This is a genomic window from Mycolicibacterium smegmatis, assembly GCF_001457595.1.
GTDB lineage: Bacteria > Actinomycetota > Actinomycetes > Mycobacteriales > Mycobacteriaceae > Mycobacterium > Mycobacterium smegmatis.
Window position 1 is genome coordinate 3,995,588 of the sequence record NZ_LN831039.1, and the last position, 15,510, is coordinate 4,011,097.

The 15,510-nt window shown below is 68.8% G+C and carries 14 protein-coding genes; 2 read left to right on the plus strand and 12 right to left on the minus strand.

Annotated elements, in window-relative coordinates:
- Positions 1 to 49: 49 nt before the first annotated feature.
- Both AT701_RS19225 and AT701_RS19230 read right to left on the minus strand, forming a co-directional pair.
- Positions 50 to 2,008: a primary-amine oxidase gene (locus tag AT701_RS19225; RefSeq protein WP_058127671.1), complete on the minus strand. Its 1,959-nt coding sequence runs from the start codon at positions 2,006 to 2,008 to the stop codon at positions 50 to 52.
- A gap of 32 nt (positions 2,009 to 2,040) precedes the next feature.
- A complete protein-coding gene (locus AT701_RS19230; protein WP_011729367.1) occupies positions 2,041 to 3,549 on the minus strand; it encodes a carboxylesterase/lipase family protein in 1,509 nt (502 codons plus the stop codon).
- Positions 3,550 to 3,638: 89 nt separating this feature from the next.
- Here AT701_RS19230 and AT701_RS19235 point away from each other — a divergent pair, with 89 nt between their 5' ends.
- Complete coding sequence (locus AT701_RS19235) at positions 3,639 to 4,328, plus strand: hypothetical protein (protein WP_058126409.1); 690 nt, start codon at positions 3,639 to 3,641, stop codon at positions 4,326 to 4,328.
- Here AT701_RS19235 and AT701_RS19240 read toward each other — a convergent pair.
- The 7 genes from AT701_RS19240 to AT701_RS19270 all read right to left on the minus strand — a co-directional run bounded on the left by AT701_RS19240 (position 4,325) and on the right by AT701_RS19270 (position 10,716).
- Positions 4,325 to 5,431 (minus strand): LLM class flavin-dependent oxidoreductase, encoded by a 1,107-nt coding sequence (locus tag AT701_RS19240; protein ID WP_058126410.1) that lies wholly within the window; start codon positions 5,429 to 5,431, stop codon positions 4,325 to 4,327. The two genes, AT701_RS19235 and AT701_RS19240, sit on opposite strands and share 4 nt — an antisense overlap.
- A gap of 11 nt (positions 5,432 to 5,442) precedes the next feature.
- Positions 5,443 to 6,465 (minus strand): ABC transporter substrate-binding protein, encoded by a 1,023-nt coding sequence (locus AT701_RS19245; protein WP_058126411.1) that lies wholly within the window; start codon positions 6,463 to 6,465, stop codon positions 5,443 to 5,445.
- Between the two features lie 44 nt (positions 6,466 to 6,509).
- Positions 6,510 to 7,247 (minus strand): ABC transporter ATP-binding protein, encoded by a 738-nt coding sequence (locus tag AT701_RS19250; protein ID WP_011729372.1) that lies wholly within the window; start codon positions 7,245 to 7,247, stop codon positions 6,510 to 6,512.
- Positions 7,244 to 8,035 (minus strand): ABC transporter permease, encoded by a 792-nt coding sequence (locus AT701_RS19255; protein ID WP_003895300.1) that lies wholly within the window; start codon positions 8,033 to 8,035, stop codon positions 7,244 to 7,246. Before AT701_RS19255 ends, AT701_RS19250 begins: the two co-directional genes overlap by 4 nt.
- Before the next feature lie 160 nt (positions 8,036 to 8,195).
- Positions 8,196 to 8,918, minus strand: a complete 723-nt coding sequence (locus tag AT701_RS19260) for a hypothetical protein (RefSeq protein ID WP_029104430.1) — start codon at positions 8,916 to 8,918, stop codon at positions 8,196 to 8,198.
- 98 nt (positions 8,919 to 9,016) lie between these two features.
- Positions 9,017 to 10,288 (minus strand): alpha/beta hydrolase, encoded by a 1,272-nt coding sequence (locus AT701_RS19265; protein ID WP_011729373.1) that lies wholly within the window; start codon positions 10,286 to 10,288, stop codon positions 9,017 to 9,019.
- A 74-nt stretch (positions 10,289 to 10,362) separates the two neighbouring features.
- Positions 10,363 to 10,716, minus strand: coding sequence for a hypothetical protein (locus AT701_RS19270; RefSeq protein WP_036453275.1), 354 nt, complete (start codon positions 10,714 to 10,716; stop codon positions 10,363 to 10,365).
- A gap of 123 nt (positions 10,717 to 10,839) precedes the next feature.
- Here AT701_RS19270 and rbpA point away from each other — a divergent pair, with 123 nt between their 5' ends.
- On the plus strand, positions 10,840 to 11,184 hold the full coding sequence (gene rbpA, locus AT701_RS19275) for an RNA polymerase-binding protein RbpA (RefSeq protein WP_003895305.1): 345 nt from the start codon (positions 10,840 to 10,842) through the stop codon (positions 11,182 to 11,184).
- An 83-nt stretch (positions 11,185 to 11,267) separates the two neighbouring features.
- Here rbpA and AT701_RS19280 read toward each other — a convergent pair whose 3' ends face one another.
- Genes AT701_RS19280 through AT701_RS19290 form a run of 3 tightly spaced genes read right to left on the minus strand, consistent with a single transcriptional unit; the run spans position 11,268 to position 15,507 of the window.
- A complete protein-coding gene (locus AT701_RS19280; protein WP_003895306.1) occupies positions 11,268 to 12,065 on the minus strand; it encodes a polyprenol monophosphomannose synthase in 798 nt (265 codons plus the stop codon).
- Positions 12,066 to 12,074: 9 nt separating this feature from the next.
- Positions 12,075 to 13,922 carry an apolipoprotein N-acyltransferase gene (gene lnt, locus AT701_RS19285; RefSeq protein WP_080628097.1) on the minus strand — a complete coding sequence of 616 codons (1,848 nt, stop codon included), beginning with the start codon at positions 13,920 to 13,922 and terminating at the stop codon, positions 12,075 to 12,077.
- Positions 13,915 to 15,507 carry an amidohydrolase gene (locus AT701_RS19290; protein WP_003895308.1) on the minus strand — a complete coding sequence of 531 codons (1,593 nt, stop codon included), beginning with the start codon at positions 15,505 to 15,507 and terminating at the stop codon, positions 13,915 to 13,917. The genes lnt and AT701_RS19290 overlap by 8 nt, the downstream gene beginning before the upstream one ends.
- Positions 15,508 to 15,510: the final 3 nt, after the last annotated feature.

Genomic DNA, 15,510 nt, shown 5'->3' on the forward strand with positions numbered 1-15,510 from the left:
CAACATAGCAGTGATCCGACTCACATATGACAGGTGTCAACTTTCTCGGCTAGTGGTGCGCGGCCTTGGTATGGGGGTGTGCGCACGCACCCGGCGGCGTGGCCGGAACGTCGAGGGCAGGGTTGCGGTCGAAGAAGCCGTACGGCTTGAGCCAGAACGACACGATGTCGACGGGCATCACGGGCCAGTCCTCGGGACGGGTGATGTGGTGGATGCCGAACACGTACCACAGCACCACGTCGGCGTTGTCGATCGACCGGTTGGCCTTGGTCCACTCCCCGAGGCCGGTGTCGCGGACCGACTGGTTGACGAACTCCCCTGCGGGCCACCGCTCGTCGGGGTGGTTGGGCGTCACCCACAGCGTGTGCCCGATGACGTTGGCACGCTGCAGCACAGGTGATTCCGGGTCGAGCATGGGCGGAATGGCCCCGGTGGGCACCAGCTTGTACGACGGGTGCGTGCCCAGACCGTTGACGACGTTGGTGTTGACCACCTTCCACGCCCGCTGCGTCGCGAAGTTGACGTCCTGTATGCCGTCGGCCTCGGTGCGCAGTGCCTCGTTGCGCACGACCACCGACAGCCCGTACGGGTTGTCGGGGCCGATGGGTGCGGCGTACGACTCGGTCATGTAGACGGTGTTGTCCGGGCCGTCGATGTCCAGATCGAGCCGCGCGATCAGGAAGTGCTGGTGGTAGGGCGCATACGTGCGTTCGTCGACCAGCGCGCCGTTGGGATGCGCGTCGGCGCCTGCGGGCAGCGGCGTGGTCACCATGATGCCCGTGGCGCGGACCTCGCACTCGATGTTGCCGTCCTGGTACAGCCGCCAGTACACGAGGTACTCGTAGTTGGCGACCGTGACGTGGAACGACAGTGTGAGCCTTCGCATCCGGCGCACCTCGGCACCCGCGTCGTGGTCGACGTGCTTCCACAGCACGGCGTTGTCTTCCTCGTGGATGCAGATCGCGTTGGTGATCGTGTACGGCTCACCCTTGCTGTTGTGCAGCACCGCGTCGAGATAACGGATCTCACCGAGGCAGTCGCAGCCGAGGTCGAGCGACGTGGTCATGAAACCCAGGCCCCACTCGCCGATGTCGAACGCAGTGCGACGGTAGTGGTCCACCGAGGGATCCCGGTACGGCACGACCATCTCGGCGAACGACAAGCGGTGTGCCACCGAACGGTTCACCGCACCGTCGCGGTAGCGCACGGTGTGCAGCGTCATGCCCTCGCGATGGTTGAAACCGATTCGCAGCGACCAGTTCTGCCACTGCAACAGGTTTCCGTCGAGGGTGAACGACGGCCCGTGGGGCTGCGTGATCTCCAGCGGTTTGAGCGGTTCGCGTGTCGAGGCCGCGCGGATGCGCTCGGGGATGTGCCGTGGCACGTATTCGCCCATGACGTCGGGTCTTTCGTTGGTGCCGTCGTCCTCGACGCGCAGCACCTCCATGGCGTTGAGATCGATCACGCAGTGCAGGCCGCTGACCGGGTGGGCATAGGGGTTGGCGCCTGCCGTGGACTTGTACCAGGTGTCCGACCAGCCGATGCGGCGGTCGGCGTACTCGGGTGGCGCGACGGCCGCACCGTAGGTCCAGGTGTCCATGAACACGTTGTCCATGTCGGTGATGCCGCGTCGCGCCAGCGCCGCGATCACATCGGGGTGGCTGCGCAGGATCTGATCGCATTCGGCGAACTCGTCGACCGTGAAATTGGCTTGTACGCCCGGGATGTGGGTGAAACTCTCCACCCGGTCGTCGGTCAGCGACACGAAACCCTTGTAGGTGGCGTTGGCCGACCGGTCCAGGCAGATGACGGCGGCGCGCCGCGCCGGCGCGGGCCCGCCCTCGTCGTATGCGGCCAGTTCGGCCTTGGACGGTTCGGCCAGTTCGACCGAGGCGATCCGCCAACCCTCTCCGACCCCGTGTTCACGCCGCAGTATCGCTGCGACCGCGGTGAACTCGTCGGCCGACAGCGGATCCAGTGGGTAGTCCACACGATCACGCAACCACACCGGCGCGGGTTCGCGCAGCGGATCGCCGCAGATCAGCGCTGGGCCAGGCTGAAGCCCTCCCACGCGAGCCGCCGGTCGGCGTCGGGGTCGTATTCGACGCGTGGCCTGGTGTCGAACACGTACACCGCACGCTCGTCGTGCCGGTAGGCCGGCCACCCGTCACCGGGGACGCCCGCGCGGCTGAAGTCGCGCCAGCGGGTCTGGATGTCGCGGCTGACCCGCCGTGCGGACCTGCGGTCGGCCATCGCGGTCAGCATCGACCCGTATCTCGTGCGGTACGTGTCGAATACGGCCAGCAGCTCCATCGCATGGGTGGCCCCGAGGCCCGACCAGCGCAGGGCGCGCGGGGCGTAGTCGTAGCGGTACACATACGTGGGCGCGTGGCGGCTGTGCGCCTCGGCCACCTGCCACGTGGCCGAACCGAACGCGAAGTCGCCACCCAGACGCACACACACGTCCCGGTCGGGGTAACCGGGATAGGCCGACAGGATCCGCTCGCGGTGCTCGGGGTCGGCATCGGCGAACAGCTTCTCGATCATCGGTTCGTTGGTCGGCAGCAGCGGCAGGAACCGCGTGAACAGCCGGCCCTCCTCGGCGTTGTTGCCCACGATGAGCGGCACCCGGTGCGCGCTCCCCGCTGCCATCGCCTCGACCGGGTCTGTCGGCAGGAACTCGGTGCCGTAGGTCGGGCCGACCGGGAACGCACCGGGCATATCCGTCATGCCACGGTTGATGAGTTCTTCGAGCGCGCGGCCGAGTTGGGCTGGGCTCAGCGTCTTGAGCGCCTCGGCGGCGTCGCGGCCACCGTGCCCGATGATCCCGGCGTACTGCCCGGCCAGACGCGCGGCCGTGTCCGCCGAACTGACCATGCCGCTGGCCGGGCTCTCGGAGATCACCCGTGCGAACAACCCCCGGGCCGCGGGCACGGCCAACAGCGTCGCGACGGCGTGCGCGCCCGCGCTCTCGCCGAAGATCGTCACGTTGTCCGGATCGCCGCCGAACACCGCGATGTTGTCGCGGACCCACTGCAGCGCGAGCACCAGGTCGCGCAGGAACAGGTTGTCGTCGATCGGGTGCTCCGGTGTGGACAACGACGACAACTCCATGGCGCCGAGCACACCGAGGCGGTAGTTGACCGACACGTACACACATCCCCGACGGGCGAGCGCGGCACCGTCGTAGATCGGGGTCGCCGAACTGCCGAGGACATACCCGCCGCCGTGGACGAAGAACATCACCGGCAGCGGTCCGTCGTGGGGTTTCTCGGGCGCCACCACGTTGAGCGTCAGGCAGTCCTCGCTGGTCGGCTGGTACTTGCCGACGCCCAGCAGCGTGTAACGGCGCTGCTGGGGTGCGCAGAAGCCGAATCCGTGGCAGTAGCGCACGCCGGGCCACGGCTCGGCGGGCTGCGGTGCCCGCAGGCGCAGCGGGCCGATGGGCGCCCGGGCGTAAGGGATGGAACGCCAGCGATGTACGCCGTCTCGCGTGAACCCCTCGATGATCCCGGTGCTGATCTCTGCGCGGACGGTGCGTTCGTGCATGAGGCGACGGTAGCCGAAAGTGGTGGTCGTATGCCCGACCGGGCACCGCGCAGACGTGCTCGTGTCAGGTCAACCGCTAGCCTGGCGGAATGCGGACTGCTGTGATCCTCGCGGCGTCTGTGCTTGTGGCAGGGTGTGCATCGGGTGGCCGGGAGGCCGCGCCGACGTCGCAACCGGAGTTGTCCGTGCCTGCCAGTACCACGCACACGACGAGCGCCAAACCGTCACCGACCACTCCGATCCCCACCGCGGCACCGGCCGCGGGAACCCCCATGCCGCAGGTCATCCGGTGGGTCGAGGCCGGCACCCTGGCCGACGTCGCCGGGTTCCACAACGCCACGCGCGACGGCGAGACCACCGACCTCGGCGACGACATCGCGTTCGTCGCGGCCGGGGCCCGCTGCGTCACCGAGAAGCTGGCCGGTGGGCAGCTGGCGTGCCTGGTCACCGAGGGTGATCTGCCGTCCAAACCGTCCGATGTCGAGGGCAACTGGGTTGCCGGGTGGGTGGATTTCGCGGGACCGACGGTCGATGTCGGCTCCCTGCACGGCGATCCGGGTCTGTTCACCTACGGTGACGGCGCCGAGCTGACGGCCGGGCAGTCGCTGGCGTTCGGCGACTACCGCTGCCGCGCCGACGCCTCGGCGCTGGTGTGCGTCAACTTCGCACACCAGTCCGGGATCCGCCTCGACGACAAGGGCGTGGCGCCGCTGGGCTGCCTGCGCCCGGTGAATCCTCCGGTCGGCGTGGGCCGCCAGTTCAGCTGCGAACCGGATTAAGCGGCGACGCCTTTGCGCCGCAGGATCGGCAGTACGCCCTCGGCGAACCAGTACGACTCCTCCAGGTGCGGGTACCCCGACAGGATGAACTCGTCGAAGCCCAGTGAGTGGTACTCGTAGATGAGGTTCGCGACCTCTTCGTGGCTGCCGACCAGCGCGGTGCCCGCTCCCCCGCGCACCAGGCCGACCCCGGCCCACAGGTTCGGGTAGATCTCGAGTTTGTCGGTCCGCCCCCCGTGTAGCGCGGTCATCCGGCGTTGCCCCTCTGATTCCGACTTCGAGTGCAAGGCAGTGGCTTTGGCGATCGCCTCGGGGTCGAGGCCGGCGACCATATCGTGGGCGACGGCCCAGGCCGCGGCCGAGGTGTCGCGCGAGATGGTGTGCAGCCGGATACCGAACCGCACCGTGCGTCCGCGCTCTTCGGCGAGCGCGCGCACCCTCGCAATCTTGGCCGCGGCGTCCTGCGGTGGCTCACCCCACGTGAGGTAGACGTCGACGTGTTCGGCGGCGATCGGCATCGCCGCCGGTGACGAACCGCCGAAGTAGATCTGCGGCAACGGATCCGGCGGCGCGGACACCCTGGCGTCGGCCACCTTGTAGTAGGTGCCCTCGTAGTCGAGCGACTCGTCGCCCGATTGCCGCCACAACCGGTTGACGATGTGCAGGAACTCGCCGGTGCGCGCGTAGCGCTCGTCGTGGTCGAGCCAGTCCCCGAAACGGCGTTGTTCCACGTTGTCGCCGCCGGTGACGATGTTGAGCAGCACCCGGCCCTCCGAGAACCGCTGCAGCGTCGCGGCCTGCTGCGCGGCCAGCGTCGGCGGCACCAGGCCGGGACGGAACGCCACCAGGAACTTGAGCCGTTCGGTCTCGGCGAGCAGCGCCGAGGTGGTCAACCAGGCGTCCTCGCACCACGTCCCCGTCGGCGTCAGCACGCCCTCGTACCCCAGTCGGTCGGCGGCGCGCGCCACCTCGGCCAGATAGCGCCGCGTGGGCGCCCGGTAGTTGTCGGGCACCGAGTGCTGCGACGACGCGTGCGACGAACCGACGATCCCGCGACTGTCGCCCGCGGTGGGCAGGAACCAGAAGAACTTCGCGAAGGTCATGGCGCCTCCTCCTAATCGCGCTCGATGTACAGCGGGCTCAGTTGGTCGGCGAAGCGGCGGTCCACCCACTGCGAGAAGTCCGGGGCCGACGCGATCTGACCCGATTCGGCGAACAGGTCGGCCATCTCCTGTTCGGAGGCGACGAGTTCGTCGGACAGGTCGGTGGGCAGGCGCAGGCTGCGGCCCTGCGCGACGGCACCCACCTCCGGATCCAGCCCCACCTCGGCCGAGTAGCGCGCCACCCACTCGTCACGGTTGTCGTGGGCCCACTTGACGGCCTTCGAGTAGCGCACCAGCAGATCGGCGAGCGCGGTGTTGCGTTTCGGGTCGGCCAGCGCCGCTACGGATGCGACGCCGAACCCGGCGCCGTTGGTCACGCCGGTGGCCTGTGCGATGCTGCGCACCGGCAGCTCCTTCTCGGCCTGCGCGGTGTAAGGGTCCCACACCGCCCACACGTCGACACGGCCCTGCTTGAACGCCGAGAGGGCGTCGGCCGGCTGCAGGAAGACCAATTTGACGTCGTCGGGGGTCAGACCGGCCCGGTGCAGCTGCACGAGCGTATGACCGTGCGCCGAACTGCCTTTGGCCAGCGCGATGCTCTTGCCGCGCAGATCGGTGACCTCCTGGATCGGGGAATCGGCGTGCACCAGAAGCTGATCGCCGAACCCGCCGCCGTCGTAGGCCGACACGACCTTCACCTTGGCGTTGGACGCGGCGCCGAAGATGGGTGGGGTGTTGCCGGTGATCGCGAAGTCGATCTTGCCCGCGGTGGCCGCCTCGATCTGCGGCGGACCCGAGGTGAACGTCGAGAACGCCACGTCGTACGGCAGGTCCTCGAGCGCGCCCGCCGCGCGCAGCAGCGCCTCGGTGCCGCCCTTCTGATCGCCGATCTGCAGTGTGAGACCGGACAATTCGCTCAGCGGCACGGTCTCGGGCGCGGCCTGCGGCGCCGACTGGTCCGCGCGGGACACGCAGCCCGCGAGCAGTCCGATGGCGAGCGCAGCCGCGGCGACGATCCGGATTGATCTGACCACGTGTGGTCCCCCCTGTCGTGTGTCTGTCTCGGTCGTGTGTCTGTTTACAACTGCACGCCGAGGTGTTCGAGCAGTTCGGCGCGGTAGCGTTCGGTGGCCGGCGACGGGTCCCCCGGGGATCGCCGGGTGTCCTCGATGTCGAGGGTGTGCACCACTGCGCCGTCCTCGAGGACCAGCACGCGGTCGGCCAGGGCGACGGCCTCGTCGACGTCGTGGGTCACCAGCAGCACCCCGAATCCGTGCTCGCGCCACAGATCGAGCAGCAGTGTGCGCATGCTGAGTCGGGTCAGCGCGTCGAGCGCGCCGAACGGTTCGTCGAGCAACAGCAGTTGCGGCTCGGCGACGAGTGCGCGGGCCAGCGAAACCCGTTGCGCCTGACCACCGGACAACGTCAAAGGCCACACGTCGCCACGGTCGGCGAGCCCCACGTCGGCCAGCGCACGGTCCGCGCGGGCGAGTGCCTCACCGCGCGGCAGGCGCGTGCGGGTCAGGCCGTAGGAGACGTTGGTGCGCACATCACGCCACGGGAACAGCCGCGGTTCCTGGAACGCCAGCGCGGGTGCGCCTGCCACGTGGCACTCGCCGGTGTGGTCGGTCGACAGTCCGGCCAGCACGCGCAGCACGGTGGACTTGCCCGACCCGCTGCGCCCGATCAGCGCGACGATCTCGCCGCGGCCGATGCGCAGCGAGACGTCACGCAGGACGTGGTGGCGGCCGTACCACTTGTTCACGCCGCGCAGTTCGGCCGCGGTGGTGACGGATCGTTCGGAGGTGACGGTCATGTGCGGTACCTCAGGGCTCGGCGTTCCAGGGCTCTCACGATCGCGTCGGTCCCGATGCCCAGCAGTGCGTAGACGATCAGGCCGAAGATGATGATGTCGATGCGCAGGAAATCGCGTGCGTTGTTGATGAGGAAGCCGATTCCCGAGTCGGCGTTGATCTGTTCGGCCACGATCAGCGTGAGCCACGCGATGGCCAGTGACTGGCGGAAACCGACCAGCACCTGAGGCGCCGCACTGGGCACGATGATGGTGCGGAATCGCTGCCAGAACGAGAAGCCCAGCACCTGAGCGGTTTCGAACAGCTTGGGGTCCACCTGGCGGATCGCCGAGAACGTGTTGAGGTACAGCGGGAAGCTGACGCCCAGCGCCACGAGCAGCACCTTGGGCAGTTCGCCGATGCCGAACCACACGATGAACAGCGGGATCAGGCCGAGGTGCGGCAGCGCGCGGATCATCTGCATCGGCGGGTCGACGGTCGCCTCGAGCCACCGCGACAATCCGACCGCGGTGCCCAGCGCGACGCCGATGACGCCGCCGAGCAGCAGACCGATGACGACGCGCGCGCCGGAAACCCGTAGCGCGTCGGCCAGTTGGCCGTTGCGGATGAGCTCGATGCCGGCTTCGACGATCAGCGACGGAGCGGGCAGGACGTCCTGCGAGATGAGGCCGACCGCGCTGCCGAGCTGCCACAGGCCCAGCAGCACCACCGGTGAGATCACCCGGATGATCGCCCATTTCCGGTGGCTCAACCGGCGAGTGACAGTGGGTGCCGTCGGGGCGGCCAGCACACTGGAACCAGTCACGGTGAGCCGACGTTACGCAGCACCGCCGTGGGTCGTAAGGATTGAAATCGGGCTGAGTCAAAGGAAATGAAATACGAACCGGCCCCGCGGGAGTGACCGGGCGGTGTCACTCCGGCGGGGCCGGGGCTCAGAGTTTACCGGCGGCTCAGCCGAACCGGGTCTTGCCGGTGACGAGTTCGGGCGTCACCTCGTGGCCGTTGATGGTCGACCGGAACGTGCCGTTCTGCAGTCGGATCAGCTGCTGGGCCTGCTGGAGCTTGCGCTTGTTGCGGACCTGCGACTGGAACTGTGCGGCGTTCAGCTGCTGCAGTTCGGCCTGCTCGAAGTCGCGGCCGGTGATGCCGCCGTTGAACTGCACACCGGTGACCGAACCGTCGGTGTGCACGATCCACGACGACCGCACGCCCTCGAACGCCGCGGTGTACATGCCCGCGGGTTCGCTGACCGGCATCGCGGTGAACGTGTAGTTGACGCCGTTCATGGTCAGCTCGCCCTTGGCGTCGGTCGCGGTCATGTCGGCCTTGAGGGTGTCACGGAACTTTCCCGTGATGTCGATGTCGCCGTCGGCCTGGTTGCCGAAGAACCACGCCTCGTCGTCGACGCCGTTGCACGCGTATGCCGTGACCATGTCGCCGTCGACCGCGATGCCGATGCTCATGGTCTTGCCGTCCGGCGTCGGCATGTCGGCCATGTACCGAATGGCCTCAGGCAGTGGTGCGGGCGCCTCGGACGCAGCCGAGGTGGCGGCCGGGGTGGTCGCCGCCGGCGTGGCCGTCTCGGACGTCGTTCCGCTGGAGCATGCGGACATCGTGCCGAGTGTGACCATGGCGCCGACACCGATGATCAGTAAGCGGAGGTGTTTTCTCATGTGATCAAGCATGTATCTCCGCCGGCCCCCGCACATGGAGAATGTATGGAGATTGCATGGAGATCCCCGGCGAATCCCGGGGCGTCGGATCGAGCGGGTCAGGACCCGTCGAGGGCGAGGAAGCCCTCGAGTTCCTGCCGGAACACCTGCCAGGCCGGTTCGGTCCCGGTGAGCAGATGGTTGTTGCTGTCCAGCGCGACCATCCGGGCATCCTCGATCAGAGCCGCGAGTTCCTCTCCGAACCGCACGGGTACCCGGTGGTCGTCGCGTGAATGCATGACCAGTGTCGGACAGCGTACTTCGCGCGCCTCGTCGCGTACATCGATGCGCCCGAACGCCTCCAGGAAGCGCACGGCGTTCTCCGGTGACGTGGTGCGGCGCTGCAGCTGGTCGAACGCGGCCCAGTCCGCGCGCGTCCCGTCGGGCAGGAACTGCGCGGCGAACACCTGCCGGAACGCCGGGTCGTCGCGTCCCCAGCCGACCCGGGCGAGCTCCAGATCCAGTGCGGCCGCGCGCTTCTCCTCGTCACCGACGGCCCGCACGGCGCGCCCTCTGGCGTACGCGCCGCACAACACGAGGCGGCTCACGCGTTCGGGATGCCGTGCCGCGTACGCCACCGCGACCGCGCCGCCCTGCGAAACCCCCAGTAGCGGAAAGCGTTCCAGCCCCAGCGCCTCGACCACCGACTCCAGGTCGGCCACCCAGTCGTCGAACGAGAAGTCGGCGGCCTCCCAGTCCGACAGACCGCAGCCGCGCTCGTCGTAGCGAATGAAGGTGTGGTTGCGCGACAGATCGCGCACCCAGTGGCTCCACACCGGGCTCTCGATGTCGTATCCGAGGTGCGTCATCCAGTTCGCGGCGCGCACCAGCGGCGGGCCCTCCCCCACGACGGCGTAGGCGAGCCGGACCCCGTCACCGGCACGGCAGAACGCGATGTGCTGCCGCGGCGGGGGCTCCACGGGTTCCGCGGACCCCTCAGCGGTGTCGGCGGTGTCGAGGGCCACCGCCTCGTGCTGTTGCAGCGGCTGCGCCCGCATCGGCGCGTTCACACCGTCACCGGCGTCGTCGGGCAGCAGTGTGCCGACGAACTGATAGCCGCGGCCGCGGATGGTGCGGATGTAGCGCTGGGATTCACCGTCGTCACCGAGCGCACGGCGCGCGGCCTTGATCCGGCTGGTGAGCGCGGCCTCGCCGACGAACCGGCCGCCCCACACGGTGTCGAACAGTTCGACCTTGGTGACGACGCGCTCGTGGTTGACGATCAGCTGGGTCAGCACGTCGAACACCTGTGGTTCGACCCGGATCACCTCGTCGCCGCGACGGAGTTCGAATCGACCCGTGTCCAACACGAAATCATCGAAACGCCACACGGACCGCGCCGGATCCGGTGTCGATGTTGCGCGTTGAGGGTCAGAAATCGTCGCCACCGACGCAATCGTAGGACCTAACGCCAGCCGTCGGCAGCCTTCGCAGCTTCCAGCAAAGAGTCGCAGAGTTGCCGCAATTCGTGAGGTTCGGCACCCTCGTCGACGGCGATCGCGACGTCCTCGGCGGCGCAGCGGACCTGGTAGACGCGATCGGACAGTTGCGCGGCCTCCTCGGCCGTGAGCACCACCGAGTCCGGGGCCAAGGAGGTGCCCTTGACCATGGCGCGTTGTTCGTATGCGCGCTGGCGGCAGGACTGCCTGCAGTACTGGCGCCTGCGCCCCATCTGCGCGTCGGGCACCTCACGTCCGCACCACCGGCATGGCTGCGGACGGTTGCGTCTGCGGGTCGCGGCCGCCGTCGGGGTGGTCATGAAGCAGACTGTAGACGGCGACGCATTGTGATCGGCGTATCATGGACGGTCGAGTCGGGAACTTGGCAATGGCAAAACGCGTTGCACTATCCGGACGAAATCGCGTGATGAGGAGTGATGACGATGGCTGATCGTGTCCTGCGGGGCAGTCGCCTCGGAGCCGTGAGCTACGAGACCGACCGCAACCATGACCTGGCGCCGCGTCAGGTCGCCCGCTACCGCACGGATAACGGCGAGGAGTTCGACGTACCTTTCGCCGACGACGCCGAGATCCCCGGTACGTGGCTCTGCCGCAACGGTCTGGAGGGCACCCTCATCGAGGGTGACGTGCCGGAGCCCAAGAAGGTCAAGCCGCCGCGTACGCACTGGGACATGCTGTTGGAGCGCCGGTCCGTCGAGGAGCTCGAAGAGCTGCTCAAGGAGCGGCTCGACCTGATCAAGGCCAAGCGGCGCGGAACCGGAAGCTGACGAGAGCTGACGAACTGACGTCATGAAAAAGCCGCGAGTGTGCATGCACACTCGCGGCTTTCGCGTTCTCGGACGCTACCGCGTCAGCGGACCACGCCCCTGGCCCGGTCGAGCCGGCCGCGGATACCCCACTCGGCGACCTTGAACATGGCCTCGCGGATGTTGGATCCGCTCATCTTCGACACGCCCAGCTCGCGCTCGGTGAACGTGATGGGCACCTCGACGACCGAGAAGCCGTTGTTGATGGCGCGCCACGTCAGGTCGATCTGGAAGCAGTAGCCCTTGGAGTCCACCGCCGAGAGGTCGATCTTCTCCAGCACCTCGCGACGGTAGGCGCGGTAGCCGGCCGTGATGTCATGGATACCGACGCCCAGCAGGAAACGCGAATAGGTGTTGGCGGTCTTGGACAGCACCAGGCGCCGCCAGGGCCAGTTGCGCACGGTGCCGCCGGGCACATAGCGCGAGCCGATGGCCAGGTCCGCCCCCGCGTCGACCGCGTCGAGCAGCCGGCTCAGCTCCTCGGGCGCGTGGCTGCCGTCGGCGTCCATCTCGACCAGCACGGAGTAGCCGCGGCGCAGGCCCCAGTCGAAACCCGCGAGGTAGGCCGCGCCGAGCCCGGCCTTGCTGGTGCGGTGCATGACGTGCACGCGGTCAGGGTCGGCCAGAGCCAGCTCGTCGGCCAGTGCGCCGGTGCCGTCGGGGCTGCCGTCGTCGACGACGAGGATGTGCACCTGGGGGCACGCGTGGTGAACACGCCCGACGATCAGCGGCAGGTTCTCCCGCTCGTTGTACGTCGGGATGATCACCAGAGTGCGCTGGGTCGGGCGGACGGTGGCAGGATCCTCCCCCGCACCCTGCTCACGTTCACCGGGGACGCTCATGTGGCTCCTTCATCGTTTCACGGTCGTTGCCGACCGGCGCCGCAACATTCTCGGCGCGAACCTTCCATTGTGCAGTATGGCGATCAGCAGCACGGCAACCCCCGCGATGACCAGCACCGCCTGCACGATGGGGCCCCACTTCGTCGCCGGGGTCAGATCGGTCTTGAGCCGGATCTGGTTGTCCAGATATGCCGGCTGGAACCACTCGGTGCGCGATATCTCGTGCCCGTCGGGAGCGATCACCGCGCTGATACCGGTGGTTCCCGCGACGACGACGTAGCGGTCGTGTTCGACTGCACGCAGTTTGCCGAACGCCAGTTGCTGAGCGCTCATGGCCTCGTCGAACGTCGCGTTGTTGCTCGGTACCGCGAGCACCTGGGCGCCGTTGAGCACCGATTCCCGCGCCGCGCGGTCGAAGATCACCTCCCAGCACGTGGTGATCCCGATCGGCACGCCCGCGGCGTGCACGACGCCGGTGCCGGTGCCCGGCACGAAGTAGCCGGCCCGGTCGGCATATGACGACAGATGCTTGAAGAAGCCGCGCCACGGCAGGTACTCGCCGAAGGGCTGCACGATCTGTTTGTCGTGACGCTCACCCGGGCCGTCGGTGGGTTCCCACACGATCACGGTGTTGTTGGCGACGGGGTTGTCGGGTGTGTAACCGTCGGCGCGCACGACGCCACCGACGAGGATCGGCGCGTCGATGGCCTCGGCCGCGGTGGTGATCTGGGCCGAGGCGTCCGCGTTGAGCAGCGGATCGATGTCAGAGGAGTTCTCGGGCCAGATCACGAACATCGGCTGGGCGGCGCGGCCGGCTTTGACGTCGTCGGCCAGCCGCAGGGTCTCCTTGACGTGGTTGTCGAGCACCGCGCGCCGCTGCGCGTTGAACTCAAGTCCGAGCCGCGGCACGTTGCCCTGCACGGCGGCCACCGTGACGGCGGTGTCGTCACCCGCGCCGGTTCCCGACTGGCGCACCTGCGGCCACACCAGCGCGGTGACCAGCAGTGACGCGGCGATCGCGACGCCGGGCAGCATCACCGCGGGGGCCGGGACGCCGGGTTTGTGGCCGTGGCGCCACCACCACACGATCTGCGCCGTCAGCAGCGTGAGGCTGAAGCCGATCAGCGCGACCGCGAACGACACCAACGGTGCGCCGCCGATCCGCGCGAGCGCCAGCAGCGGACCATTCGTCTGCCCGTAGCTCGCCGCGCCCCACGGGAAACCGCCGAACGGGAACGTCGACTTGGCCCACTCCGCCGCGACCCACAGGGTCGCGAACCACAGCGGCCAGCCGGGCAACCTGACCACCACGACCGCGCCGAGCCCGAACAGACCGCAGAACAGGGATTCGGCGAACGCCAGCGCGAGCCACGGCACGGCGCCGACCAATCCGCTGATCCACGGCAGCAGCGGCACGTAGAACGCGAGGCCGAACAGCACGCCGTAGCCGAACCCACCGGCCTTGGTGGTGGCCGTGCGGGTCAGCACCCAGCCCAGCAACGCCAGCCCGGGGAACGCCGTGAACCACCACCCGATGGGCGGGAAGCTCAGCCACAGTGCCAGACCGCCACCGATCGCGGCGCTCAGTGGGGCCCAGCGGTCGAGCACACCTTTGCCGAATCGGGAACCACGTCGAGCGACCCAGCCGCCGATACGCGAGCCCGTCGCAGGCCGCGAAGGCTCGTCGTGCTCGTCTCCGGGTTCGGGTTCGGGTTCGGCGTCGTCGAGTCCGGGAGCGACGTCGTCGTCGAGGGGATCTTCGAGGGGGTCGTCATCGGTGACGGCCGGGATCACCTCGGTGATCTCCTCGGGCCGTACGCGGAACCGGTCGAATCGCCGGGCGCGATCGTCAGCCATGGAGGACGACACCCCGGTGCACGGTCTGGCGGCAGCGCGGCAGTGCGGCGTCGTCGGCCAGGCGTGGCAGTGCGGGCACGCGCGACCGCGGATCGGTCGACCAGCGCTGCACGGCATTGGCCGGCGCGCTGACCTCCAGCTCCTCGACGTCCCAGATCGCGTAGCTGGCCGGGGCGCCCGGGGTCAAAGTGCCTGACACACCGTCGCGCACGCCACCGGCCCGCCAGCCACCACGGGTGGCCGCAGCGAACGCCGCGCGCGGCGAAATCGCGGCCGTCGGACTGTGGTGCAGGACCGCGGCACGTACGGCTTCCCACGGATTCATGCTGGTGACGGGGGTATCTGAGCCGAATGCGAGGGGCACGCCTTCGGATGCTAACAGCGCGAACGGATTGAGCTGGTGAACTCTTTGTGGCCCAAGACGCTGCGCGTACATGCCGTGGTCGCCGCCCCACGACGCGTCGAACATGGGCTGCATGCTGGCGGTCACACCCCAGGCACCGAGCTGCGCGGCCTGGGCCGCGGTGACCATCTCCAGATGTTCGAGACGGTGGCCGCAACGCGCCACCGTGGGCGCGCCGTGCTGCTCGACGACGTCCGCGAGCGCGTCGACCACGGCGCTCACCGCGGCGTCGCCGATGACGTGGAACCCGGCGGGAATGCCGGCCTGCGTGCAGGCCCGCAGGTGCGCGATGACGGTGTCCTGGTCGAGGTAGCGGTTGCCACACGTGTGCGTGGCATCGCTGTAGGGGGCGCTCAGCCAGGCGGTGCGCGATCCCAGCGCACCGTCGACGAACAGGTCACCGGCCAGGCCGTACGCGCCGGTCTCGGCGATCAGCGCCTTGGCGTGGTCGACGTCGCGTGCGGCTTCACCCCACAGACCGATCACGTCGACACCGTGGTCGAGCGCGCGCAGTTCGAGCCAGTCGTCGAGCCCGCCGATCTCGGGGCCCGCACACTCGTGCACCGCGACGATGCCGTGCGCGGCGGCGTGATCGAGCGCCGCGACGCGGGCCTGGTGCTTCTGCCGCGCCGTCAGTTGCGCCCTGGCCGCCGCGCGGATCAGGTGGTGCGCGTCGGCGCTCAGCGGGCCCTGCGGTGAGAACCCGGACGCGCCGGCCAGATCGGGCACCGCGCGGCGCAGTGCGGTGGTCGCGGCCGCCGAGTGCACGTCCACCCGCGCGAGATACGCGGGCCGGTCGCCCAGTACGGCGTCGAGATCGTCGGTGCCGGGCGGGGTGCGTTCGGGCCAGCCGGACTCGTCCCAGCCGTGCCCCCACACGAGACCGTCGGGGTGGCGCCGCGCGTGGTCGGCGACGAGTTGCAGGCAGTGCTGCAGTGAGGTGGCCGCGTGCAGATCGAGCCCGACGAGGTTGAGCCCGGTGGCGGTGATGTGGACGTGGCTGTCGACGAACGCGGGTGCGACGAAACCACCGTCGAGGTCGACGATGTGCGCATCCGGGTGCAGTGCGCGGCCGACGTCGTCACTGCCGAGCCATGCGACCACGCCGTCGCGGATGGCCATCGCGGTCGCGTCGGGTTGTGCGGGGCTGTGGATCCGCCCGTTGATCAGGAGTGTCGTCAAGGG